The sequence below is a fragment of the Bradyrhizobium sp. SRL28 genome (assembly GCF_018596315.1).
Classification (GTDB): domain Bacteria; phylum Pseudomonadota; class Alphaproteobacteria; order Rhizobiales; family Xanthobacteraceae; genus Bradyrhizobium.
Window position 1 is genome coordinate 307,678 of the sequence record NZ_JAHEAG010000001.1, and the last position, 22,704, is coordinate 330,381.

Genomic DNA, 22,704 nt, shown 5'->3' on the forward strand with positions numbered 1-22,704 from the left:
GAGCAAATCAACTGCCGGGCGCTCGCCAGTGGAACTCGACTCGCCGTGTTAGTCGCCGTGCGCAGGCAATTGCGAGGATCATGGCCGGCCGGTCGATGCCCGGCCAGCTCGTTTGCCGGTATTCAGGTCTGAAGTTCAAATCGGTAATCTATATGATCTGGATCACACTCATTCTCACGTTCTCATGTTCTCATGCGGCCATTGCCCGTACCAGCGTGGAACCAGCCCGGCTGCTTTGCCGCGAACAGCCAGTATGGTACGGTGTGGATGCTGGAAAGATTGCTTGCCTTACACTGTGTTAGCAGGTTGGGAGCCAATCCAAGCCATGGCCCAGATTCGTGACATCAAGTCGGGCCGCGTTGGTGAGCCATCGCGCGAGCCAACGCCGCGGCGTCTTGCGGCCATCGTGGCAGGCGACATTTCCGGCTACAGCCGACTGATGCAGATCGACGAGGAAGGGACGCACAATCGCGTCAAGCGGCTCGAGCGCGACCTCATCGAACCCACCATCAGAGAACACCACGGCAGGCTCGTCAAAACCACAGGCGACGGCTTCATCGCCATTTTCGACAGCCCCGTAGAGGCCGTCCGATCCAGCATCGTGATCCAGCAAAATGTGGTTGGTCGCAATGCATCGCTGCCCAAGCATCACTGGATCGAATATCGGATTGGCGTCAATCTTGGCGACGTCATCATCGAAACCGACGATGTCTATGGCGACGGCGTCAATATTGCGACGCGGCTTGAGGGCATTGCCCATCCCGGCGAAGTCTATATCTCCGGCGGCATCTACGAACAGATAAAGCATAAACTGGTTTGCGGATACGAATCGCTCGGCGACCGAAAGGTCAAGAACATCACCGAGCCCGTCCGGGTCTACCGCGTGCTTCCCGACCCCTCCGCCCTGAACGAACGTCGGAACTGGCGCGAACGTATCCTGGCCCTCCTGCTCCTTCTTGCATTACTGATCATTGCGGGCGGCACTCTCTGGTACACGCTGGGGCAGCCTCGCAAGGCGACAGAACAGGCGTCAGCTCCCGCTCCCGTTTCATCTCCGGCAGAAGCGCCGAAGGCGCCTGCACCTGCCGCAAAACAACGAGCGACGCCTGCCCAGCCTGCGCCGACGGTGGCCCCAACGCAGCAGCAGGCGGCACCTCAGCCTGAGCCGTCTCCAGCACCCAAACCTGCCCCCTCTCCGGCACCCCAACAGGCCGCGCCGCTACCGCCGCCCGCCTCTCCCTCTCCCGCCACGCCTGCGGCTCAACCAACCACGCCAGCCGCCGCGTCGGTTCGAGAACCCGAGATGATTTCCCTTCGGGGTGGCAGCTTCGCGATGGGCAGCAACGAAGACGCTTCGGAGAAGCCGGTCCGTCAGGTAACGGTCAAGCCGTTTGCGATGGGAAAATTTCCTGTCTCCGTGCGGGAATGGAATGCATGCGCTGCCGCAAAGGCATGCGGATTCACTGCGAGCGGAAAGGACGATGCGCCGGTTGCAAACGTAAGCTGGAGCGATGCCAAGCAATATGTCGCCTGGCTCGCGGAAACCACCCGCAAGCCGTATCGACTGCCGAGCGAAGCTGAATGGGAATATGCAGCGCGCGGCGGCACGCAGACCAAATTTTGGTGGGGCGATCAGCTTCAGCCCGGCATGGTCAATTGCAAGAATTGCAGCGACATTCCAGCCATCGATCAGCCGGTCAAGGTGGGCAGCCTGAAGCCAAATCCTTTTGGGCTGTTCGATATGGGCGGCGCCGTCGATCAATGGGTCGAAGACTGCTGGCACAGAAACTATCAGGGCGCTCCCGCGGACGGATCGGCGTGGGTCGAGAATGCATGTCCGTCGCACGTCATCCGTTCCGGCTCGTGGAGGAAGGACTCAGACTATGCCCGGACGTCAAGCCGCGGCAGCTACGACACCAACGTGCGATATCCCACCCACGGGTTCCGCGTCGCACTATCCCCCTAAGGAGCGCGAGAGGCAGTCATGAAGGTGATGCAGCGGATCGTTCTGTCGGCAGCGCTCACTTGCCTGCCATTCGCAGCATTCGCTCAAGGTAAGCCCGCACACAAGGATGCCCTTCTCTATTTCGTATGGCCGCAGAACGGCACCGTCATCAAAGGCGGATTCTGGGCCCGCTTTGGTCTGCGCAACATGGGCGTGACACACGCCGGCGATAATTACCCGAACGCCGGCCATCACCATCTGCTGATCAACGTCAACGAGCCGCTCAATCCCAATGAGCCGATTCCGCAGGACAAATCACACCTTCATTTTGGCGCGGGCCAGACCGAAGCGCGCATCGAGCTTCCACCCGGCAAGCATACGCTCCAGCTCGTGCTGGGGGATGCTGAACACTTTCCGTTCAATCCTCCAGTGGTCTCGCAGAAGATTACCATCACGATCAGATAGAGCGGAATTCTCTCCGCCGACTTTCATCCCCGCGCTTCGAATTACCTGTTTTGCGTGATGGGCTGATTGGTCGTCCAGTCGAAGGTGCCTTGGTCGCGCTCGTCGACCGCACGTTTCCAGCCCATCTCCTCCGATCGCCGCTTGAAGTTCAGCCCCTCCGGCGAATGCCGGGTGATGCCGTCGAACACGGTCGCGATCATCTGCGTGCCCATCAGCCCCATATTGTAGAGCGCCTGGTTGACCATCAGCTTCTGCATCATGAGCTGGTTCTGCGGCACAGTTGCCATCCGATGCGCGAGCGCGTCGACCTCCTCATCCAGCCGGTCCGCCGGAACGGCTTTCAGTACGAGGCCGAGCGCCGCCGCTTCGACCCCGGTGATCTTGTCGCCGGTGAACAGCATGCGCTTGGCCTTTTCGGCGCCGAGCCGATAGACCCACATCGCCGTCGTCGGACAGCCCCAGACCCGAACGGGCGGATAGCCGATGCGGGCGTCTTCAGCCATCACGATCATGTCGGAGCACAGCGCGATATCGGAACCGCCGGCCACCGCAAAGCCGTGCACCTTGCAGATCACCGGCCGCTTGGAGCGGAACAGGCTCATGAACTTGTTGGTATTGTCGGACATGCCGGCGTAGTCCTTCATCGGATCCCACGGCATTTCCTGCGTGTAGCGATTGGCCTTGTCGCCGGAGGCGTAGGCTGTCAGGTCGTATCCGGCGCAGAAGGCGCGGCCGGCGCCGGCCAGCACGATGACATGCGCGCCCGGATCGTTGTCGGCGCGCGCCACCGCATCCGCAAGCGCGCCCGGCAACTCGTCATCGATCGCATTCATCACTTCCGGCCGGTTCAGCGTGATGCGGGCGATGCGACCGTCACGCTCGTAGAGGACTTTGGCCATGTGTTGCTCCCTCGGAAAGCAAGATCAGATCTTGGCAAAATCGCCGTGGCGGCCCTTGCCGCCGGCAAAGCGCCCGGCGCCGCTGACGCCTTCCTTGAAGATGGCCTCGACACCATTGGTCCATTCCTGCCGCAAGGCTTCGCGAACCGGCAGGCCGTAGGTTTCCACCACCGAGCGGCGATCGGCCCGCACGGCCGCTTGCGGAAACCGCGCGATCTCCCGCGCCATCGCCTCCGCCGCGGCGCGCGCGCCGCCGGTCTCGACGACCTGCTCGCACATGCCGATGCGCAGCGCTTCGTCCGCCGGCACCTTGCGGCCCGTGAGAATGATTTCCATCGCGCGGCCCTGCCCGACCAGACGCGCCAGACGCACGCTGCCGCCGTCCAGCAGCGGAATGCCCCAGCGGCGGCAATAGACGCCGAAATAGGCGCTTTCGGCCATCACACGGATATCGCACCACAGCGCAAGCTCCATGCCGCCGGCCACCGCCGGCCCTTCCACCGCTGCGATGACCGGCTTTGACAATTCCAGTCGCGTCGGCCCAAGCGGGCCGCGCGGCGCGGCGTTCGCACCGGTGGGGAACGCCAGCCCATCGACGACATGACGTTGAAAGACGTCGCGATCAGAGAGCGTGCTGGCGAATTTGAGATCCCAGCCGGCGCAGAACGCGCCGCCCTCGCCCCACAGCACGGCGACGCTGGCGGAATCATCCGCATCGAATTCCTTGAAGGCCGCCGCGAGCGCTTCGGCGCTGTCGGGATCCATCGCGTTGCGGGCCTCTGCAAACCGGCTATGAATGACGGTCCACACCGCGCCCTGCTTTTCGATCCGGACCATTTCGCTCACTCCCTTACTGTTTTGATTTGCGTGCGGCCTTCGTTCCCTTCGGCGCCGTCGCGCGCGGAAGGCATTGCGCCAACATCATGCGAAGCAGCGTTTGTGCGCCGGTATCGAGAAAATCGAGCCGGCCTGCGATTTGCAGCACAAGCGCCCCGATCATCTGGCTGGTCAGCAGCGCCACCCACGGCCGAACCTCTGATGGCTTGAGGCCGCGCACTTCAGTCAGCGGCAAGGCGATGCGCTCCAGCACCTTCCAGAGCGCCTGATTGAGCTCTTCGTCCGACGGTTTGCCGACGCCCAGCCGCTTGAGACCGCGGAATGCATAGAGGCCCAGATTTATCTCGAAGCGGTGATCGAGATAGTAATTCAGGAAGGCCCCGCAGGCCGCCTCGACCTGCGCCTCCGGCGTGCGCGCGGCAGCCACGGCTTCGGCGACGTAGGCATCGAGCGCCGCCAGCGACTGTTTCAGCAGTTCGGTATAGATCGCCTCCTTGCTGTCGAACAGCGGATAGATCGCGCCCGTGGTGCAGCCGGCGCGAACCGCGATGCCGCGCATGGTGGCGCCTTCGAGCCCCTGCTCGGCGAATTCGTCGCGCGCGGCGCGCAGGAGAAGCTCGCGCTTCGCGCCCTTCACGACGTCCGACCAGTCCTTTGCAGAGGCTAAGGGTTTGCTCATGATAACATTGTTATCATTTCATTCAATTCGCAGTCAATGGTAACAATGGTTTTCTTCGGGCGCCTCTCGATCAGCCGACCATGCAAGCGGTGCTTGAAGTCGCCGCCGAGAGCGGTCGCCTCACACTGACCATGCGCGGCGCAGACGTAGGACCGATAGCGCCGAAGCCTTGCTCTCGCACTTCCTCGTGCCGCTCGCAAAGTTCTGGATCCGCAAGTGCACACCGTCGCTGCTGGCGTGCTGGCCCTGCTCCATCGCAAAGCGCCGCACGATGCGATGCAAGCTCATGTCCGCCGGGCACTGCAACCGGATCGGTAGCACCATCGTTATTTTCGCCTGCGGTATTACGGTGTATTGTCGATGGGCAAACCCCGGCCGGCGGCACTCGCAAAGAGGAACTCAACGCGCCGGGTGATTTCTTGCTGCTGCATGCCGCTGAGCCGTGTTGCTACCATCGAGGCAAACAGGGAGGCAGTACGATGAACATTCGGCCCGACCCCACGTTTCACGCTTCGCCAAAGCTTGCCATGGAAGCTCCGCCGGAGAGCTTCGCCTACACCGTGCTGCTCAGCCCGGACTCTTCGAAACCGGACGCCCTTGCTGTGATCGACGTCAAGCCGGGCTCCTCGAGCTACGGCCAGGTCGTTCACACCGTGACGATGCCGAACAAGGGCGACGAGTTTCACCATTTCGGCTGGAACGCCTGCTCGTCGTCACTATCGCCGCTGACCGGACATGCGTTCCTCGAGCGCCGCTATCTCATCATCCCCGGCATGCGGTCGTCCCGCATCTACATCGTCGATACCAAGCCGGACCCCACCAAGGCGGCGATACACAAGATCATCGAGCCGGAGGAAATCTTCAGGAAGACCGGATACTCACGGCCCCACACCGTTCATTGCGGACCGGAAGGCATTTACGTCTCTACGCTCGGCGGCGGCGGCAAGAACGGCACCGATGGACCGCCCGGCGTCTTCATCATGGATTGCGAGACGTTCGAGGTGCTCGGACGGTGGGAGCTCGATCGAGGTCCGCAAACATTGCACTATGACTTCTGGTGGAACCTACCGCGCGATTACATGGTGACGAGCGAGTGGGCATTGCCGCCGCAGTTCGAGAACGGCATCGTGCCGGAAGACCTTCTCTCCAACAAATACGGCCATCGGATCCACTTCTGGGATCTGCGCGCCCGGCGCAATGTCCAGACCATCGATCTCGGCGCCAACCATCAGATGGCGCTGGAAGTGCGTCCCGCGCACGATCCCGTTCGCGAATTTGGCTTCCTCGGCGTCGTGGTCGACACCACGAACCTCGAAGGCTCGATCTGGACCTGGTGGCGCGAGGGCGGCAAGTTTCACATCGAGAAGACGGCGACGATCCCGCCCGAGCCCGCGCCGAAGGAGCAACTGCCGCCGCTTCTGCAGGGGTTCGGCGCCGTGCCGCCGCTGGTATCTGATATCGACCTGTCGATGGACGACAAATTCCTCTACGTCGCCTGCTGGGGCACCGGCGAGATGCGTCAGTACAATGTCAGAGATCCGCGAAAGCCGAAGCTTGCCGGCTCGGTACGCATCGGCGGCATCACACGGCGCTCGCCGCACCCGAACGGCAAGGCCTTTGGCGGCGGTCCGCAGATGGTCGAGATCAGCCGCGACGGCAAGCGGGTGTACTGGACCAACTCACTGTATTCGACGTGGGACGACCAGTTCTATCCCGATGGTGTCCCCGGCGCCATGGTGATGGCCAATGCGAAGCCGGACGGCGGCCTCGAACTGGCGAAGGATTACTGGGTCAATTTCCCCGACGGATACCGGGCGCACCAAGTCCGGCTCGACGGCGGTGACTGTTCGACAGATTCGTTCTGCTACCCATCGGTTTGAATTTGAGCGCAGCCGATTGGACACCTGCCTGGCTCTGGCTGGCTGTCATCGCGAGTGGCCTCTACCATGGCGTCAACCCGGGCATGGGGTGGCCGCTCGCCGTTTCGGCTGGACTGATGGAGAAGAGCCCACGGGCGCTAGTGGCCGCGCTTGGGCCGCTCACGGTCGGCCATCTGATCGCGATGCTGCTGGTGATCCTTCCCTTTGCGCTATTGGTTGCCGTCGTCGAATGGCAGCGCACGATACAGATCGGCGCCAGCCTCCTTGTCATCGCCTTCGGTCTTTACCGGCTTGCCAACCGGCGCCATCCGAGAGTGTTGGCGCGGATATCACCGGCGCAATTGGGGCTTTGGTCCTTCGCCGTGGCGCTCGCCCATGGCGCGGCACTGATGCTGGTGCCAATCTATCTCGGGCTGTGCCGGGAAGCCGAAACCGACAGCGGCCACGCCGCCGCCGGCACGCTCATCAACGCCAATCTCGGCATGGCCGTGCTGGTTGCCACCGTCCACGCCGCCGCGATGGTCACCGCCGGCGGGTGCTGCGCGTGGCTCGCCTACCGCTATCTCGGCCTCAAATTCATATCGCAAAGCTGGTTCAATCTGGATACGACCTGGGCCGTCAGCCTCATTCTGGTCGGCGCCATTGCACTGGCGCTCAACCTGACCTGACGCGGAAGCCGTAGTCGGCATTCAACGCAGCTTGTCGAGTAGCGCAATCAGCGTCTCGCGCTCCTTGGCATCCAGCGGGGCCAGCGTCTCCCGTGAGATCGCGAGCGCATTCGGTGCGGCCTTCTCCGCCAGTTGCTGGCCGGCGCGGGTCAGGCTCACCAGCAGCCGGCGGCCGTCCTCGGGGTCCGGGCTGGTCTCGGTCAGGCCGCGCGCGGTAAGGCGGTCGATCACACCCTTGATGGTCGCGACGTCCATCGCCGTCAGCCGTCCCAGCAGGTTCTGCGAACAGGGCCCGGTCTCGGTCAGTTTCGCCAGCGCCGCCCATTGCGTCGGCGTCAAATTGATGCCGATCTCACGGGCGAAGATGGTGGTGTGGCGCTGCCAGACCTGGCGCAGGATGAAACCGATCTGCTCGTCGAGAATGTAGGACGGCCGCGCCGGCTTGACGCTTCGTTTCGGCGAAACACTCCTTGCCATCTGCCCCGCCCCTTCCCTTGCCTGCCGCTTACAGCGACAGATGCGCGTCCCGGATGTCCGGCCGCGCATCGAGTTCCGCCATCGTGCCGCCGAAGCAGATCTTGCCGCGCTCGATGATGTAGGCGCGGTCCGAAATCAGCCGCGCGAAATGCAGGTTCTGCTCGGACACCACGATGCTGACGCCCTCGCGCTTCATCGCGAGGATGGCTTCGACCATCTGTTCGACGATCTTCGGCGACAATCCTTCCGATGGCTCGTCAAGCAGCACCAGCGACGGATTGCCCATCAGCGTCCGCGCGATGGTCAACATTTGTTGTTCGCCGCCGCTCATGCGCCCGCCCGGGCGGTTGCGCATTTCGCCGAGATTGGGAAACAGCGTGAACAGCTTTTCGCGTGTCCACTGCGGCGCGTTCGGCCGTTTCGGCTGGCGGCCGACTTCGAGGTTTTCATCGACCGTCAGGTCCGTGAAAATGCGCCGCTCCTCCGGCACGTAGCCGAGCCCGCCGCGCACGATCGCGTGCGTCGGCTCGCGGGAGACGTCCTTGCCTTCGAAGACAATCCGTCCCGAGCGGTTTTCGACGAGACCTACGATGGAACGGAAGGTGGTCGACTTGCCAGCGCCGTTGCGCCCCAACAGCGCCACCACTTCGCCTTCCCCGACTTCGAGCGCGATATCGAACAGGATATGCGCCGGGCCGTAAAAACTGTTGAGATCGGAGACCTGCAGCTTCATGCTCCGGCTCCCTCGCGATGGCGCGCATCATAGACCAGGCCCTCGCCGAGATAGATGGCGCGCACCTGCGGGTTGCCGCGGACTTCCTCAGGCGAACCTTCGGCGATCAGGCTGCCGCGGTTCAGCACAAGGATGCGGTCGGCATGTTCGAACACCACATCCATGTCGTGCTCGGTGAACAGCACGCCGATCGATTTTTCGCGGGCGATGCGCGCGGTGAGCCGCATCAGTTCGATCCGCTCGCGCGGCGCCATGCCCGCGGTCGGCTCGTCCATCAGCAGCAGTTTAGGTTGGTTGGCGAGCGCGATCGCAAGCTCGAGCCGCTTGAGGTCGCCATAGGCGAGTTCGCCGCAGGGACGCCCGGCATAGGCGCCCATGCCGACGAGATCGAGCAGCCGGCCAGCTTCGTTGCGCGCAAACTGCGCGGTCGAGCCCCAGAGATTGAACAATTGCCTGCCATACGACACCAGCGCGACCTGCACGTTCTCGCGCACGGTCATGGTCGGGAACGTTGCGGTGATCTGGAACGTGCGCCCGACGCCGAGCCGCCAGATCGCACGCGGTTTGCGGCCGACGGTGTCCTCGCCCAGGAGCGTGATCCGGCCGCTGTCCGGGATGTTCTGGCCGTTCAGCATGTCGAAGCAGGTGCTTTTCCCTGCTCCGTTGGGGCCGATCAGTGCCAGGATTTCGCCGGCGCGCAGTTCGAACGACACGCTACGCACGGCATGGACGCCGCCATAGGACTTGCTGAGATTTTGGACCGACAGCAATGTTGGGACCATGCTCATTCGGCAACCTCTACTCGGGAGGTGGCAAGCGCAGATTTCTTGTCTTCGGAGGATCGCCGGCGATTCCAAATCGCCTCCAGCCTGCCGACGATGCCCTTCGGGAAGGCCACCACCATCAGCACGATGAAGCCGCCCAGCACCAGCTTGGACAAATCAGTCTGGCTGACCAGCCAGATGTTGGCCGCCTTGAAGACGATGGCGCCGATCACAGCGCCGGAAACCGTCTCGACGCCGCCGAGCAGCACCATGACCAGCGCATCGACCGACAGCGAAATGCCGAGGCTGTCGGGGAAGACGCTTCCCTTCAGATAGGCGAACAATGCACCACCGATCCCTGCGGCGGTGCCTGATATGACGAACGCCGTCCATTGCACGCGTTTGCCGTTGATCCCAACTGCCTCGCTGCGCAGCGGCGAGTCCCGCGTCGCGCGCAACGCAAAGCCAAATGGCGAGAACACGATCACCCGTAAGACGGCGACAACGAGCGCTGCGATGCCCAATGACAACCAGTAGAAGTTGGCGGGGCTCGAAGCCCACTTATCCGGCCAGACACCCAAAATCCCGTTGTCGCCGCCGGTCACCGACACCCACTGGAACGCGATCGACCAGACGATTTGCGCAAAGGCCAGCGTCAGCATCGCAAAATAGACGCCGGATAGTTGCACGGCGAAGAAGCCAAACACGGCTGCGCCCAGCAGGCCCAGCACGGGACCGAGCAGCAGCGAGACGATCATCGGCAATCCCGCCGCCTTGGCGAGGAACGCGACGCCATAGGCGCCAAGCCCGAAATAAGCGGCGTGGCCGAACGAGGCGAGCCCGCCGACCGACATCAGGAAATGCAGGCTGGCGGCAAAGATCACGTAGATTGCGATCTCCGAGCCGACCGTCAGCGCGTAGTTTCCGGCGAACAGCGGCAACATCGCCGCAAGGATCAGCGCGCCGAGTGAGGCCCAGCGTTCACCCGCGGCGAGCGGCCGCCACGGCGTGACGGTCAGGCCCGGCGTGCGGCGCGCAGCGGCTTCCGGCTTGCCGAACAGGCCCCACGGCCGCACGATCAGCACCACCGCCATCACCAGGAACACCAGGATGATGGAGATCTTCGGGAAAATGAGAATACCGAAGGCGTTGAGTTCGGACACCAGCACAGCGGCAACGAAGGCGCCGATGATGCTGCCGAGCCCGCCGATCACCACCACCACGAACACTTCGACGATGATGCGAAGGTCGAGCGCATGGTGCACGGCATCGCGTGGAATCTGTAGCGCGCCGCCGAGGGCTGCGAGAAAGACGCCGAGCGCAAACACGCTGGTGAACAGCCATTTCTGATTGACGCCGAGCGCCGCCACCATGTCGCGGTCCTGCGTCGCCGCGCGCACCAGCACGCCCCAGCGCGTGCGCTGGAACAACAGCCAGAGCACGCCGAGCACGACCGGACTGAGCGCGATCAGGAACAGATCGTAGCTCGGGATGTTCTGGCCGAAGAAATCAACCGCGCCCCTGAAGCCGGGCGCGCGGCGGCCGAGCAGATCGTCCGGCCCCCAGATCAGCACGACGATATCCTGGACCATCAGGGTCAGGCCGAAGGTCGCGAGCAACTGGAACAGTTCCGGTGCGTGATAAATCCGCCGCAGCAGCACCATCTCGACCAGCACGCCGACGACAGCCACGACCAGCGCCGCGACGACGATGCCGCCCCAGAAGCCGAGCGCGCCGGAAAACCGTTCCGTCAGCGTGAACGCGACATAGGCGCCGAGCATGTAGAACGCGCCATGGGCGAAATTCACGATCCGCGTCACGCCGAAGATGATCGACAGCCCCGACGCGACCAGGAACAGTGACGCCGCGCTGGCGAGACCGGTCAGGAACTGAGCGAAGTAAAAGGCCATGGGCGGTCCGGGTTAGCACAGAGCGGAACTTTCATCCTTCGAGACGGCGCTTCGCGCCTCCTCAGGATAAGGTCTGGTAGTCCCTCATGGTGAGGAACGCGGCACCGCCGCGCGTCTCGAACCATGAGGCCTCGATAGCGGTGAGCGACTGTCTCTGCGAGTTCGATTCATGGAGACAGCCCCTCTCCCCGCAAGAACGGAGAGAGGGAGGAGAGTGCAGCTTCAATCCTTCGGACGCAGCTTGGCAACTTCCGCATCGCTCGGGAGATAGTCCGCGCCCTTGCGATAGACCGAATCCACCATCACGCCCTTGCCATCCTTCAGCGCGGTCTTGCCGACATAGGCGCCGAGCGTCGACTGGTGATCGATCTTGCGGAAGGTGATCTCGCCGAATGGCGAGGGCATCGACAGGCCTTCGGTCGCCGCAATCAGCTTCTCCGGATCGGTCGAATTGGCTTTCGCAAGAATCGCCGCAGCGGCCTTGATGGTCTGATAGCCGACGATCGAGCCGAGGCGCGGATAGTCGTTGAACTTGGCCTGATACGCCTTGAGGAACTTGTCATGGTCCGGCGTCTTGATGTCGTACCAGGGGTAACCCGTGACGATCCAACCCTCCGGCGTTTCGTCCTTCAACGGATCGAGATATTCCGGCTCGCCGGTGAGGAAGGAGACCACCGAGCGTCCCTTGAACAGGCCGCGCGTATTACCTTCACGCACGAGCTTGACGAGATCGGCGCCGAAAGTGACGTTGAGGATCGCTTCCGGATTGGCGGCGGCAACCGCCTGCACCACCGGACCGGCGTCGATCTTGCCCTGCGGCGGCCACTGCTCGTCGACCCACTGGATGTCGGGACGCTTCTCCGACATCAGCTTCTTGAACACCGCAACCGCCGACTGGCCATATTCATAATTCGGCGCAATCGTCGCCCAGCGCTTGGCGGGCAGTTTGGCGGCTTCTTCCACCAGCATCGCGGCCTGCATGTAGTTGGAAGGACGCAGGCGGAACGTGTAGCGGTTACCCTTCGACCAGGTGATGGCGTCGGTCAGCGGCTCCGCCGCCAGGAAAAACACTTTCTTCTGGTTGGCGAAATCAGAGACAGCGAGACCGATGTTGGACAGGAACGTGCCGGCCAGCATCGCCACGTTCTCGCTCGACACCAGTTCGTTGGCCGCGGTCTGCGCGTCCGCCGGCTTGCCGCCGTCATCCTTGGAGATGACGACGAGTTTCTTGCCGTTGATGCCGCCTGCGGCATTGACTTCCTCGACCGCAAGCTGCCAGCCCTTGCGATAGGGCTCGGTGAAGGCGGGCAACAGCGAATAGCTGTTGATCTCGCCGATCTTGATTTCGCTCTGCGCCATGGCGCTGCCGGCCATGCCCGCAACCGCAATCGCCAGTCCCGCACCCAGTAAGTGTCTCCGTCGCATCCCTACCTCCAATGTCCTTTTGAACTATCTTAAACCGTCTTCGCCTTTGACTTCCGAAACCGTTAGCCCCCCGACGCGCGGCAATGGCCTGCCGCTGTCGGTGACCGCAACCGCCACCATGATCTCGTTGGCGCGGGGCGCGTCGTTGATCTGCACTTCCATCCCATCGAAATGACTGCGCACGAAGGCCGCGTCCTTGTGGCCGAGCGGAATATCCAGCGTCGTCCCAGGGCCGCTGCGCTTCTTCGATGACGGGATCAGCGCCGCGCCCTTGCTCAGGACCTTGCGCACCGGCGCACCCATCTTCGGATGCAGAATGGCGGCTGCATGTTCGAGCTCGCCGTTTTCGCCGACGGCCGCGGCCTTGCCGTAGCTGTGCGCCTTGGCGCCGTCGATGCCGAGTGCCGCCACTGCTTTTTTGGACAACAGTTCGCCGAGCTCCTCACCGATCGCAATCAGCGGCGAAAGGTCTTCGACATACCGGCCGGCAAACGGGTTTTCGATCACGGCGATCGCTGCTGCGCGCCGCGTCGGTGGCGCAACTTTTTGTCCCATCTCGAGATGGGTCTCCTCGACCACTGTGACGATCTTGCGAATGATCGCGCTCATCTGTCAGCCTCGCTCCCGATCAAACATGCGCTATTCTTTCTATTGTGCTTCCACGAAACGCTGGCAACACGCCTGTCTTGATCCCTGTTGCACCCACCACGGCCGTCTCGCCTAGTAGACGCAAGGCCGCACCCTCGATCAATCCCGCCGCAAGCAATTGCTGTGCCCGGCCAACCCCTGCCTGCAGCGCGTCGTCAATCTCGCTCTCCCTGATAGCGCCGACGTCTCGGGTAACAAGGCGCGCGCCGAGATCGCTATCGGGCTGCAATTCATTCGCCGGACAACGGACGATGGCGGGGTGACCGGGCAGATCGACGGCATTGGCGATGATGGTGGCCGCGGCATCGGCCTGCGACGCTGTTTTCGCCAGCACCGTAACTGCGTCGGCGATCCCGAGCGAAAAGCTGCGCCCATGCCGTCCGCTGGTCGCTATGCCCCGAGCCGGATCATCGGCTTCGATACTGATGGTTTGCATCACGCCATGATGGTCCGGTCGATCCATCAGCCCGACGGTGAACTGCTCGCCGCCAGTCAAATGCAGCGCGATGTCACCACCATTATTGACGTAAGCGCGGTCGAGCCGCGCCGCACGGAGCATCGAGCCGAGAATTTCTTCCGCGACACTACCCGCCACGGCTGCCATCGGCGTGATGAAGTGATCGACAGCAAACGGCGCGACAGCCGCATGCATGCGGCGCGCGACCACACCTTTCAGTGGGCATCGAATCGGATCGGCGGCCCTTCGGAGTTCAACCAGCTCCTCACAGAGTTCATCGAGCAGGCCGGTGAAGCGTCGCGCCGCGGCCTCGTATGCGGCCCCCACATCGCTCTCACCGCCTTTTGCCTCGATGACCAGATCGATCGGACCGTCCTGCAAATGCAGCCGCTTGCCGTCAGGAAGAAGCGCGATTTGCGGGAACCGCTTCATGCGCGCCGTCCAGGGATGTAAGGCATCGGACGGGTTTCGGTATTGTCCCGCAGCGACGCCAGCGGCCGGACGTGATCCATGTGGCCGCCGAGCGCGGCATAATCGGACAGCCGCAGCGTGAACTCGATCGGCGCCACCAGCGCCGGCGTCGGCACATAGCCGAACGCACCGGCCGGCATTTGCATGACGTCGACCATGAAAGTGATGCCGCCACCGGGCCAGACATAAACAGGCGCGCCGCCGCTGGTGACCCGCGTCAGCGCGTCCTTGACCGACCGCGTCAGCCGCACCGGATTGTCGGTGACGCCCGCGCGCAGCGAGCCGCCGGCGCCGCCCATGAACAACACCGTGCATAGCGCCGGTTCGCAGTTCTCCTGGATGCGCTCAACCGAGAACCGAAGATCGGGTGGCATCTGCTTTTCGATCGGCCGTAGCGCTTCATCAAGCTCGTAATAGGCCGCGTGCTCGCCCGTGGTCGAGACCATCAGCATGGTCAGGCCGGGCCGCGCCTCCTTGGGATTGAACGGTCCCAGCACCGACAGCGGATCGGAAATATTGGTGCCGCCCCAGCCGGTGCCGGGATCGGCGACCTGGAAATAACGGCCCGGCGTCGAGCGTCGCCCCTTCATCTTGATCCCGGTATCGGGAATATCCAGCAGTTTGCCCGCCTGGTGTTCCGAGAGAACGCCGGTGATGTGGTCGTCCACCACCACGACTTCGTCGACCTTGCCATGCCATTGCTTGGCAAACATGCCGATCGTCGCCGACCCGCAGCCCACCCGCATGCGCTCTTCGGCAACACCGTTGACGATGGGCGGATAGCCGGCCTGCACCACGACCGTGGCGCCGCCATCGATCGTCAGTTCCACCGGCTTGCAATTGGAGAGATCCATCAGCGCGTCGCAGGTGACGCGGCCTTCCTTCTTGGAGCCGCCGGTCAGATGATGCACGCCGCCGAGCGACAGCATCTGCGACCCGTACTCGCTGGTCGTCACATGGCCGATCGCCTCGCCTTCCGCGCGGACGGTTGCCGTCTCGGGGCCGAGGTAGCGGTCGGTGTCGATCTTCACCTTGACGCCGCAATAGCTGAAAATGCCCTCGGTCACGACCGTGACCATGTCGACGCCATCGACTTCCGACGACACGATAAAGGGCGCGGGCTTATAGTCGGGATAAGTTGTTCCAGCACCGATCGCGGTGACGAACACGTTGGGCTCGCGGACGATCTTGCCGTCCCAATCGCCGCCTCCGGCCTGAAACGGCACCAGTCGTCCGCCATGCGATACCGTCTGCTCCAGCACGATATGCGGATCGACGCGCACCAGCTCGCCGTTATGATTGGCATAACGATCGCACGCGCCGGCCGCACCCGGCTTGATGTAGCACATCACCGGACAGGCATCGCAGCGGATCTTGTCGCCACCGGCGACGGTCGCATCGGTCATGAACAAGCCTGCAGTCGAGAAGGCGCCGATCGGAGCCGTTTCCTCGCGGCCCGATCACTTTGTTCGTATACGAATGATGTTGCGCGCGGACGGAAACCCTGTCAAGCGGCCCCTGCCGCGAAAGGCCCGACTTGCCGCATAATACCTCATTTGCCTCGCCGCCCTGTTCATAAAGCGAGCACGCGCTGCAGCGCGGGATCGCGCGGCTTGCACGTTTGTACACAAACGGTATCTTTCCCGGGCGTTCCGCACAGAATTTTGCAGCGCAACGAAGGCTTAGGGGAGCATGACGCAGAGCACGATGCGCCTGACTGTCAACGGCAAGACCAGCGATGTCGACGCCGCGCCCGACACCGCATTGCTTTACGTCCTGCGCAACGACCTCGCCTTGAACGGACCGAAATATGGCTGCGGTCTGGGCGAATGCGGCGCTTGCGCCGTGCTGATCGACGGCGTGGCCGCGCGGTCCTGCGTGATCCCGATCGAGGGCTGCACCGGGCGCGACATCGTGACGCTCGAAGGTCTCGGCACGCGCGAGCATCCCGATCCCGTGCAGCAAGCCTTCATCCGCGAACAGGCCGCGCAATGCGGCTATTGCCTCAACGGCATGATCATCGCGACCAAGGCGTTGTTGTTGCGCTCCCCTCACCCGACCGAGGCCGAAATGCTGGAAGCGCTGCGCCATCATCTGTGCCGGTGTGGCGCGCATATCGAAATCATGCGCGCGGCAATGCGCGCTGCCGGCCACGTCGTCGAGGCGCAGGCGTGATGACGGCCCCCGACACGACCGAGGATCGCAACCGGCTGCAAGGCACGCTGTCCGTCGTTCGTCCCGCCTCCCCCGTCGAGGCCGTCAAGTTCGAGACCTTCATCCGGATCACCGCCGACGGATCGGTCACCGCCTATAACGGCCACGTCGATCTCGGCACCGGCATTCGCACCGCGCTCGGGCAGATCGTCGCCGAAGAGCTCGATGTATCCTTTGCGCGTGTCGTCGTCGTGCTCGGCGATACATCGCTGGTCCCCAATCAGGGCGCGACGATCGCGAGCGAAACGATCCAGATCACCGCCGTGCCGCTGCGCAAGGCTGCGGCGCAGGCGCGGCAGTTTCTGGTCGCGCGTGCCGCGGCGCGGTTGGAGCTCCCGATCGACGGCCTCATCGTTGAAGACGGCCTGATCCGCGGCAAGGACAATCGCAGCGTCAGCTATGGCGAGTTGATCGCGGGCGAGACCATCCAACTTGAACTGACGGATGATGTTCCGGTGAAGTCCGCCGACGCCTACACCATTGTGGGGCAATCGGTGCCGCGCATCGATCTGCCGGCGAAGGCAACCGGCGAACTGGTGTACGTCCACGATATGCGCGTTCCCGGCATGCTGCATGGCCGCGTGGTACGTCCGCCCTATGCGGGCGTCGATGTCGGCGACTTCATCGGCAACAGCCTGATCGCGGTGGATGAGGCCTCGGTACGCGGCTTCCCCGGGCTTGTCGCGGTCGTCCGCATCGGCGACTTCGTCGGCGTCGTCGCCGAGCGCGAGGAGAACGCAATCAAGGCGGCGGCGCAGCTCAAGGTCACCTGGAAGCCGGTGCCGACACTGCCCGACCTGAAGGACATCGAGACCGCGCTGCGCGCCAATCCGTCGACGCCGCGAACGCTGATCGACAAGGGCGACGTCGATGCGGCGATTGCCGGTGCCGCAAAACCGATGCCGCGAACCTATGTCTGGCCCTACCAGATGCACGCTTCGATCGGCCCATCCTGCGCGGTCGCCGATTATCAGGAGGATCTGACGCGGGTCTGGTCCGGCACGCAGAACCCGCATCATCTGCGCACCGAACTGGCACGGCTGATCCATCGCCGCGAAGCCGAGATCGAGGTGATCCGGATGGAGGCCGCCGGTTGCTACGGCCGCAACTGCGCCGATGACGTTTCTGCCGACGCGGTGCTGCTATCGCGGGCCGTCGGCCGGCCCGTTCGCGTGCAGTTGACGCGCGAGCAGGAGCACGCGTGGGAGCCCAAGGGCACCGCACAGTTGATGGATGTCAACGGCGGATTGAACGCCGACGGCAGCGTCGCCGGTTATGATTTTGCCACCCGCTATCCCTCGAACGGCGCACCGACGTTGGCGCTGCTGCTGACCGGCACCATCCCGCACACCCCTGTCGTGTTCGAGATGGGCGACCGCACCGCGATCCCGCCCTACGACTACGACAATCTGCGCGTGGTGGCCAACGACATGCCGCCGATCGTGCGCGCCTCGTGGCTGCGCGGGGTCTCGGCGCTGCCGAACACGTTTGCGCATGAATCCTGGATCGACGAATGCGCCGATGAAGCCGGCGTCGACCCGATCGAGTATCGCCTGCGCTATCTGAAGGACCCACGCGCGGTCGATCTCGTCAATGCGGTGGCCGAGCGCGCCGGCTGGAAGCCGCGGCCGATGCGGCAGGAACCGGAAGACGAAGGCGACATCGTGCGCGGGCGCGGCTTTGCCTATGCGCTTTATGTCCACAGCAAGTTTCCGGGCTATGGCGCGGCGTGGTCGGCGTGGATCGCCGACGTCGCCGTCAACAAGGCGACCGGCGATGTCAGCGTGACGCGCGTCGTCGCCGGGCAGGATTCCGGCCTGATGATCAATCCGGACGGCGTGCGCCACCAGATCCACGGCAATGTCATCCAGTCGACCAGCCGCGCGCTGATGGAGGAAGTGTCGTTCGACCGCACGTCGGTGACGGCGCGCGAATGGGGCGCCTACCCCATCATCAAATTCCCCGAGGTGCCCGAGATCGACGTGTTGATGCTGCCGCGGCAAGATCAGCCGCCGCTCGGCGTCGGCGAGTCCGCCTCCGTCCCCAGTGCCGCCGCCATCGCCAACGCGATCTTTGATGCGACCGGTGTGCGCTTTCGCGAATTGCCGTTCACGCCGGAGCGCATCCTGCGGGGCCTGCGCGGCGAGGCACAGACGGCGCCGGAAGCGTTGCCGTCGCCGGCATCGGCGCCGCAGCCCGATCTCAACCGGTGGCGAAATCCATTCAACGGACGGCGCGGTGTGTTCGCGACCGCCGCAGCCCTGTGCGTCGCCGCGATCGGTATCGGCGCCGCCGTCTTGCCATGGCGTGCCATCGCGCCGATCGCGCGCCCCGATGCCTCGGTCTATTCGGCCGCCACCATTGCCCGCGGCCAGCAACTCGCCGCGCTCGGCGACTGCGCGGTCTGCCACACCGCGGCGAACGGCATCCTCAACGCGGGCGGCAAGCCGCTGCCGACGCCGTTCGGTACGATCTACGCGACCAACATCACGCCGGATGTCGAAACCGGAATCGGCGCGTGGTCCTATCCCGCCTTCGAGCGCGCGATGCGCGAAGGCATCCATCGCGACGGCCGGCATCTTTATCCGGCATTTCCCTACACGCATTTCGCCAGGACCACCGACGCCGACATGCAGGCGCTCTACGCCTATCTGATGGCGCAACCGGCGGTGCGCGCGGAGACGCCGCAGAATGCGCTGGCGTTTCCGTTCAACCTTCGCCCGCTGATGGCCGGATGGAACGCGCTGTTCCACAAGCCGGCGGTGTTCCAGGCCGACCCGGCGAAATCCGAGATATGGAATCGCGGCGCCTATCTCGTCGAAGGCCTCGGCCATTGCAGCGCCTGCCATTCGCCGCGCAATACGCTGGGCGCGGAAAACGCGAACGCCTATCTCGCCGGCGGATTTACCGAAGGCTGGGAAGCGCCGGCGCTGACGTCGCTGTCACGAGCGCCGATCCCATGGAGCGAGGACGAGCTGTATGCGTATTTGCGAACTGGCGAGTCGCGCTTTCACGGCGTCGCTGCCGGGCCGATGGCGCCGATCGTGAAGGAGCTCGCCGCTTTGCCGGATTCCGATATCCGCGCCATGGCGGTCTATCTCGCCTCATTTAACGCGACCTCGATGGATCGAACGGCGCAGGAGGCGCTTGCCGCGAGACTGGAATCCTCGACCGGCACGCGCGCATCGGCCGCGCCCAGTGTAGGCGCCCGGATCTACCAGGGCGCCTGCGCGGTGTGCCACGAGGTCGGCGGCGCGCCGCTGTTCGGAAGCCGGCCGTCGCTCGCGCTGAACAGCAATCTGCACAGCGCCGCACCCGACAATCTCATTCAGGTCATTCTGCACGGCATCGCCAAGCCAGCCATAACCGACCTCGGTTACATGCCGGCCTTTAGGGACAGCCTGACTGACGGCCAGGTCGCGGAGCTGGTAGGGTACCTCAGGCAACAATTTGCCCCGGATAAGCCGGTCTGGAAGGATATTCATGCTGCGACCAGCCGCATCCGGCGGGAACATGTGCGATGAGCTGCCATGCCGGGGCCAAAACCCTCTAGTTGGCCGGCTCCCGGCACGGTAGAGTTCCACCATGGCAGTTACAGACATTGCATCCCGAACCTATAACCACGGCTGGCGGCTCGACCCGATCGTGCGCAGCCTGCTCGATACCGATTTTTACAAGCTCCTGATGCAGCAGATGATCCGCGATCTCTATCCGGATCAGCGCGTCACCTTTTCGGTGATCAACCGCTCCAAGCATGTCCGCCTTGCCGAGATCATCGACGAGGGCGAGTTGCGCGCGCAACTCGACCACGCGCGCAGCATCCGCTTCACCAAAAAGGAGCTGATCTGGCTCGCCGGTAATACGTTCTACGGCAAAACCCAGATGTTCTCGCCCGACTTCATCCATTGGCTCGCCAACTTCCGTCTGCCCGAATACGAGCTCAACAAGGTTGATGGCCAGTACGAGCTGCACTTCCACGGGCCGTGGACCCACACGACCATGTGGGAAATCCCGGCGCTTGCGATCATGAACGAGCTGCGCTCACGCCAGGCGACCAAGGGACAGGGCCGTTTTGTGCTCGACGTGCTCTATGCCCGCGCCAAGGCCAAGCTGTGGTCCAAGGTCGAGCGGCTGCGCAAGCTCGAAGGTCTGCGCCTGTCTGACTTCGGCACCCGCCGCCGTCACGGCCATCTGTGGCAGCGTTGGTGCGTCGAGGCCGTCAAGGAAGGCCTCGGGCCTTCGTTCACCGGCACCTCCAACGTACTGCTGGCGATGGACAACGATCTCGAAGCGATCGGCACCAACGCGCATGAATTGCCGATGGTCGCGGCGGCGCTGGCGAATTCCGATGAGGAGTTGCGCTGGGCGCCCTATCGCATTCTCGACCAGTGGCGCCATACCTACGGCGGCAACCTCTTGATCGCCCTGCCCGACGCTTTCGGAACAAAGCCGTTCCTGCGCGACGCGCCGGACTGGGTCGCCGACTGGACCGGCTTTCGCCCGGACAGCGCGCCGCCGATCACGGCTGGTGAGGACATCATCAAATGGTGGAAGCAGAAGGGCCGCGATCCCCGGGAGAAGCTGTTGGTGTTCTCCGACGGCATGGATGTCGGCTCGATCGAGGAGACCTACCGGCATTTCGCCGGACGCGTCCGCATCTCGTTCGGCTGGGGCACCAACCTCACCAACGATTTCGTCGGCTGCGCGCCGGACGGTTCCGCCGATCTCGACCCGATCTCGCTGGTCTGCAAGGTGACGTCGGTTGATGGACGACCGGCCGTGAAGCTGTCTGATAATCCCGAGAAGGCCACCGGCTCCCCGGCTGAGGTCGAACGTTATTTGCGCGTGTTCGGAAATGCCGGCCGTGTCCGCACCGCCGTGCACGTCTGAGCTAACAAATACCTTCCTGCCACCCGTTGACCCGACGAGCCCCGCATGCCCGCACCCAAGCCGCCTGCTTTCGAAACCCTGAGCCTGCATGCCGGCCAGCGCCCGGATCCCGCCACCGGCGCCCGCGCCGTTCCGATCTACCAGACCACGTCCTACGTGTTCCAGGATTCCGATCACGCCGCGGCACTGTTCAACCTGGAACGCGCCGGACACATCTACACCCGCATTTCCAATCCGACGACGGCGGTACTCGAAGAGCGGCTCGCGGCGCTCGAATCCGGCGTCGGCGCGATCTGCACGGCGAGCGGCATGGCCGCGATGCATCTGGCGATCGCAACCCTGCTCAACGCCGGCGATCACATCGTCGCCTCCGCCTCGCTCTATGGCGGCACCATCAACCTGCTGGCCCATACGCTGCCGCGCTTCGGCATCACGACCACCTTCGTCAAGCCGCGCGAGCTCGATGAGTTCCGCGCGGCGATCAAGCCGAACACGCGGCTCGTGATCGGCGAGACCATTGGCAATCCCGGGCTCGAGGTGCTGGATATTCCTGATGTCGCACAGATCGCGCATGACGCCAAAATTCCGCTTCTGATCGACAACACCTTTGCGACGCCGTTCCTCAGCCGCCCGATCGAGCTCGGCGCCGATATCGTGATGAACTCCGCGACCAAATGGATCGGCGGCCACGGTATCGCGATCGGCGGCGTTATCGTCGATGGCGGGCACTTCGACTGGCACGCCTCCGGTAAATTCCCCCAGCTCACGGAACCCTATGCCGGCTATCACGGCATCGTCTTCGACGAGCAGTTCGGCCAGGCCGCCTTCATCATGCGTGCCCGCACCGAAGGTTTGCGCGATTTCGGCGCGTGTCTTTCGCCGACCAATGCGTTCCAGTTGCTGCAGGGCGTCGAGACGCTGGGCGTCCGCATGGAGCGCCACATGAGCAACACGCTTGCGGTGCTCGAGGCGCTGACCGCCAACAAGGCCGTCGACTGGGTGCTGCATCCGGCGCTGGAGAATCATCCCGACCATCAGCTTGCGAAGCGGCTGCTGCCGCGCGGCGCCGGATCGATCGTCTCTTTCGGCATCAAGGGCGGGCGCGCGGCCGGCAAAAAATTCATCGAGTCGTTGCGGATGATCAGTCACCTCGCCAATGTCGGCGACGCCAAGACGTTGGTCATTCACCCCGCCAGCACCACGCATCAGCAGATGGATGCCGCGCAGCTCAAGGCGGCGGGCGTCGGCGAGGAACTGGTACGGCTGTCGGTCGGCATCGAAACCGTTTCCGACATCATCGACGATCTCGGCCAGGCGCTTCGCGCATCGCAGAAGGTTTGAT

The 22,704-nt window shown here is 63.8% G+C and carries 19 protein-coding genes; 8 read left to right on the top strand and 11 right to left on the bottom strand.

Features of this window, described 5'->3' with window-relative positions; genetic code table 11:
- The first annotated feature begins 325 nt into the window (after window positions 1-325).
- Both KIP88_RS01295 and KIP88_RS01300 read left to right on the top strand, forming a co-directional pair.
- The gene (locus tag KIP88_RS01295) at window positions 326-1,966 is read left to right on the top strand and encodes an SUMF1/EgtB/PvdO family nonheme iron enzyme (protein ID WP_214486617.1); all 1,641 of its coding nucleotides are present in this window, start codon (window positions 326-328) and stop codon (window positions 1,964-1,966) included.
- Between the two features lie 18 nt (window positions 1,967-1,984).
- Window positions 1,985-2,410, top strand: coding sequence for a DUF4399 domain-containing protein (locus tag KIP88_RS01300; RefSeq protein WP_214486018.1), 426 nt, complete (start codon window positions 1,985-1,987; stop codon window positions 2,408-2,410).
- Between the two features lie 41 nt (window positions 2,411-2,451).
- On the opposite strand, the gene KIP88_RS01305 is transcribed toward KIP88_RS01300, so the two are convergent.
- From KIP88_RS01305 to KIP88_RS01315, 3 genes are read right to left on the bottom strand one after another with little or no spacing between them, the layout of a single operon-like run.
- Window positions 2,452-3,309 (bottom strand): crotonase/enoyl-CoA hydratase family protein, encoded by an 858-nt coding sequence (locus KIP88_RS01305; RefSeq protein WP_214486019.1) that lies wholly within the window; start codon window positions 3,307-3,309, stop codon window positions 2,452-2,454.
- A 24-nt stretch (window positions 3,310-3,333) separates the two neighbouring features.
- Window positions 3,334-4,146, bottom strand: a complete 813-nt coding sequence (locus KIP88_RS01310) for a crotonase/enoyl-CoA hydratase family protein (RefSeq protein WP_214486020.1) — start codon at window positions 4,144-4,146, stop codon at window positions 3,334-3,336.
- A gap of 13 nt (window positions 4,147-4,159) precedes the next feature.
- Complete coding sequence (locus KIP88_RS01315; protein WP_214486021.1) at window positions 4,160-4,825, bottom strand: TetR/AcrR family transcriptional regulator; 666 nt, start codon at window positions 4,823-4,825, stop codon at window positions 4,160-4,162.
- A gap of 479 nt (window positions 4,826-5,304) precedes the next feature.
- On the opposite strand from KIP88_RS01315, the gene KIP88_RS01320 reads away from it, so the two are divergent.
- Window positions 5,305-6,705, top strand: a complete 1,401-nt coding sequence (locus KIP88_RS01320) for a selenium-binding family protein (protein ID WP_214486022.1) — start codon at window positions 5,305-5,307, stop codon at window positions 6,703-6,705.
- Window positions 6,706-6,707: 2 nt separating this feature from the next.
- A complete protein-coding gene (locus KIP88_RS01325) occupies window positions 6,708-7,373 on the top strand; it encodes a hypothetical protein (protein WP_214486023.1) in 666 nt (221 codons plus the stop codon).
- A gap of 21 nt (window positions 7,374-7,394) precedes the next feature.
- On the opposite strand, the gene KIP88_RS01330 is transcribed toward KIP88_RS01325, so the two are convergent.
- The 8 genes from KIP88_RS01330 to KIP88_RS01365 form a co-directional block, all read right to left on the bottom strand.
- Window positions 7,395-7,850 carry a MarR family winged helix-turn-helix transcriptional regulator gene (locus tag KIP88_RS01330; protein WP_214486024.1) on the bottom strand — a complete coding sequence of 152 codons (456 nt, stop codon included), beginning with the start codon at window positions 7,848-7,850 and terminating at the stop codon, window positions 7,395-7,397.
- Window positions 7,851-7,878: 28 nt separating this feature from the next.
- Window positions 7,879-8,583 carry an ABC transporter ATP-binding protein gene (locus KIP88_RS01335; protein WP_214486025.1) on the bottom strand — a complete coding sequence of 235 codons (705 nt, stop codon included), beginning with the start codon at window positions 8,581-8,583 and terminating at the stop codon, window positions 7,879-7,881.
- The gene (locus tag KIP88_RS01340) at window positions 8,580-9,371 is read right to left on the bottom strand and encodes an ABC transporter ATP-binding protein (protein ID WP_214486026.1); all 792 of its coding nucleotides are present in this window, start codon (window positions 9,369-9,371) and stop codon (window positions 8,580-8,582) included. The genes KIP88_RS01335 and KIP88_RS01340 overlap by 4 nt, the downstream gene beginning before the upstream one ends.
- Complete coding sequence (locus KIP88_RS01345) at window positions 9,368-11,257, bottom strand: ABC transporter permease (protein ID WP_214486027.1); 1,890 nt, start codon at window positions 11,255-11,257, stop codon at window positions 9,368-9,370. Before KIP88_RS01345 ends, KIP88_RS01340 begins: the two co-directional genes overlap by 4 nt.
- Window positions 11,258-11,479: 222 nt before the next feature.
- The gene (locus KIP88_RS01350) at window positions 11,480-12,682 is read right to left on the bottom strand and encodes an ABC transporter substrate-binding protein (protein ID WP_214486028.1); all 1,203 of its coding nucleotides are present in this window, start codon (window positions 12,680-12,682) and stop codon (window positions 11,480-11,482) included.
- A gap of 24 nt (window positions 12,683-12,706) precedes the next feature.
- Window positions 12,707-13,291, bottom strand: a complete 585-nt coding sequence (locus KIP88_RS01355; protein WP_027536448.1) for an amino acid synthesis family protein — start codon at window positions 13,289-13,291, stop codon at window positions 12,707-12,709.
- 19 nt (window positions 13,292-13,310) lie between these two features.
- The gene (locus KIP88_RS01360) at window positions 13,311-14,219 is read right to left on the bottom strand and encodes a UPF0280 family protein (RefSeq protein ID WP_214486029.1); all 909 of its coding nucleotides are present in this window, start codon (window positions 14,217-14,219) and stop codon (window positions 13,311-13,313) included.
- Window positions 14,216-15,664, bottom strand: a complete 1,449-nt coding sequence (locus KIP88_RS01365; protein ID WP_214486030.1) for a 6-hydroxynicotinate reductase — start codon at window positions 15,662-15,664, stop codon at window positions 14,216-14,218. Before KIP88_RS01365 ends, KIP88_RS01360 begins: the two co-directional genes overlap by 4 nt.
- Before the next feature lie 286 nt (window positions 15,665-15,950).
- Between KIP88_RS01365 and KIP88_RS01370 the strand changes: the two genes are divergently transcribed.
- The 4 genes from KIP88_RS01370 to KIP88_RS01385 all read left to right on the top strand — a co-directional run bounded on the left by KIP88_RS01370 (window position 15,951) and on the right by KIP88_RS01385 (window position 22,703).
- Window positions 15,951-16,433, top strand: coding sequence for a (2Fe-2S)-binding protein (locus KIP88_RS01370; RefSeq protein ID WP_214486031.1), 483 nt, complete (start codon window positions 15,951-15,953; stop codon window positions 16,431-16,433).
- The gene (locus tag KIP88_RS01375; RefSeq protein ID WP_214486032.1) at window positions 16,433-19,996 is read left to right on the top strand and encodes a molybdopterin cofactor-binding domain-containing protein; all 3,564 of its coding nucleotides are present in this window, start codon (window positions 16,433-16,435) and stop codon (window positions 19,994-19,996) included. Before KIP88_RS01370 ends, KIP88_RS01375 begins: the two co-directional genes overlap by 1 nt.
- Before the next feature lie 61 nt (window positions 19,997-20,057).
- Window positions 20,058-21,362 (top strand): nicotinate phosphoribosyltransferase, encoded by a 1,305-nt coding sequence (gene pncB / locus KIP88_RS01380; protein ID WP_214486033.1) that lies wholly within the window; start codon window positions 20,058-20,060, stop codon window positions 21,360-21,362.
- Window positions 21,363-21,407: 45 nt separating this feature from the next.
- On the top strand, window positions 21,408-22,703 hold the full coding sequence (locus tag KIP88_RS01385; protein WP_214486034.1) for an O-acetylhomoserine aminocarboxypropyltransferase: 1,296 nt from the start codon (window positions 21,408-21,410) through the stop codon (window positions 22,701-22,703).
- Window position 22,704: the final 1 nt, after the last annotated feature.

Bases quoted from the DNA above. Each gene is read 5' to 3' on its own strand.
- KIP88_RS01295 (WP_214486617.1), top strand. From the start codon at position 326: ATGGCCCAGATTCGTGACATCAAGTCGGGCCGCGTTGGTGAGCCATCG.
- KIP88_RS01300 (WP_214486018.1), top strand. From the start codon at position 1,985: ATGAAGGTGATGCAGCGGATCGTTCTGTCGGCAGCGCTCACTTGCCTG.
- KIP88_RS01305 (WP_214486019.1), bottom strand. From the start codon at position 3,309: ATGGCCAAAGTCCTCTACGAGCGTGACGGTCGCATCGCCCGCATCACG.
- KIP88_RS01310 (WP_214486020.1), bottom strand. From the start codon at position 4,146: ATGGTCCGGATCGAAAAGCAGGGCGCGGTGTGGACCGTCATTCATAGC.
- KIP88_RS01315 (WP_214486021.1), bottom strand. From the start codon at position 4,825: ATGAGCAAACCCTTAGCCTCTGCAAAGGACTGGTCGGACGTCGTGAAG.
- KIP88_RS01320 (WP_214486022.1), top strand. From the start codon at position 5,305: ATGAACATTCGGCCCGACCCCACGTTTCACGCTTCGCCAAAGCTTGCC.
- KIP88_RS01330 (WP_214486024.1), bottom strand. From the start codon at position 7,850: ATGGCAAGGAGTGTTTCGCCGAAACGAAGCGTCAAGCCGGCGCGGCCG.
- KIP88_RS01335 (WP_214486025.1), bottom strand. From the start codon at position 8,583: ATGAAGCTGCAGGTCTCCGATCTCAACAGTTTTTACGGCCCGGCGCAT.
- KIP88_RS01340 (WP_214486026.1), bottom strand. From the start codon at position 9,371: ATGAGCATGGTCCCAACATTGCTGTCGGTCCAAAATCTCAGCAAGTCC.
- KIP88_RS01345 (WP_214486027.1), bottom strand. From the start codon at position 11,257: ATGGCCTTTTACTTCGCTCAGTTCCTGACCGGTCTCGCCAGCGCGGCG.
- KIP88_RS01350 (WP_214486028.1), bottom strand. From the start codon at position 12,682: ATGCGACGGAGACACTTACTGGGTGCGGGACTGGCGATTGCGGTTGCG.
- KIP88_RS01355 (WP_027536448.1), bottom strand. From the start codon at position 13,291: ATGAGCGCGATCATTCGCAAGATCGTCACAGTGGTCGAGGAGACCCAT.
- KIP88_RS01360 (WP_214486029.1), bottom strand. From the start codon at position 14,219: ATGAAGCGGTTCCCGCAAATCGCGCTTCTTCCTGACGGCAAGCGGCTG.
- KIP88_RS01365 (WP_214486030.1), bottom strand. From the start codon at position 15,664: ATGACCGATGCGACCGTCGCCGGTGGCGACAAGATCCGCTGCGATGCC.
- KIP88_RS01370 (WP_214486031.1), top strand. From the start codon at position 15,951: ATGACGCAGAGCACGATGCGCCTGACTGTCAACGGCAAGACCAGCGAT.
- KIP88_RS01375 (WP_214486032.1), top strand. From the start codon at position 16,433: ATGACGGCCCCCGACACGACCGAGGATCGCAACCGGCTGCAAGGCACG.
- pncB (WP_214486033.1), top strand. From the start codon at position 20,058: ATGGCAGTTACAGACATTGCATCCCGAACCTATAACCACGGCTGGCGG.
- KIP88_RS01385 (WP_214486034.1), top strand. From the start codon at position 21,408: ATGCCCGCACCCAAGCCGCCTGCTTTCGAAACCCTGAGCCTGCATGCC.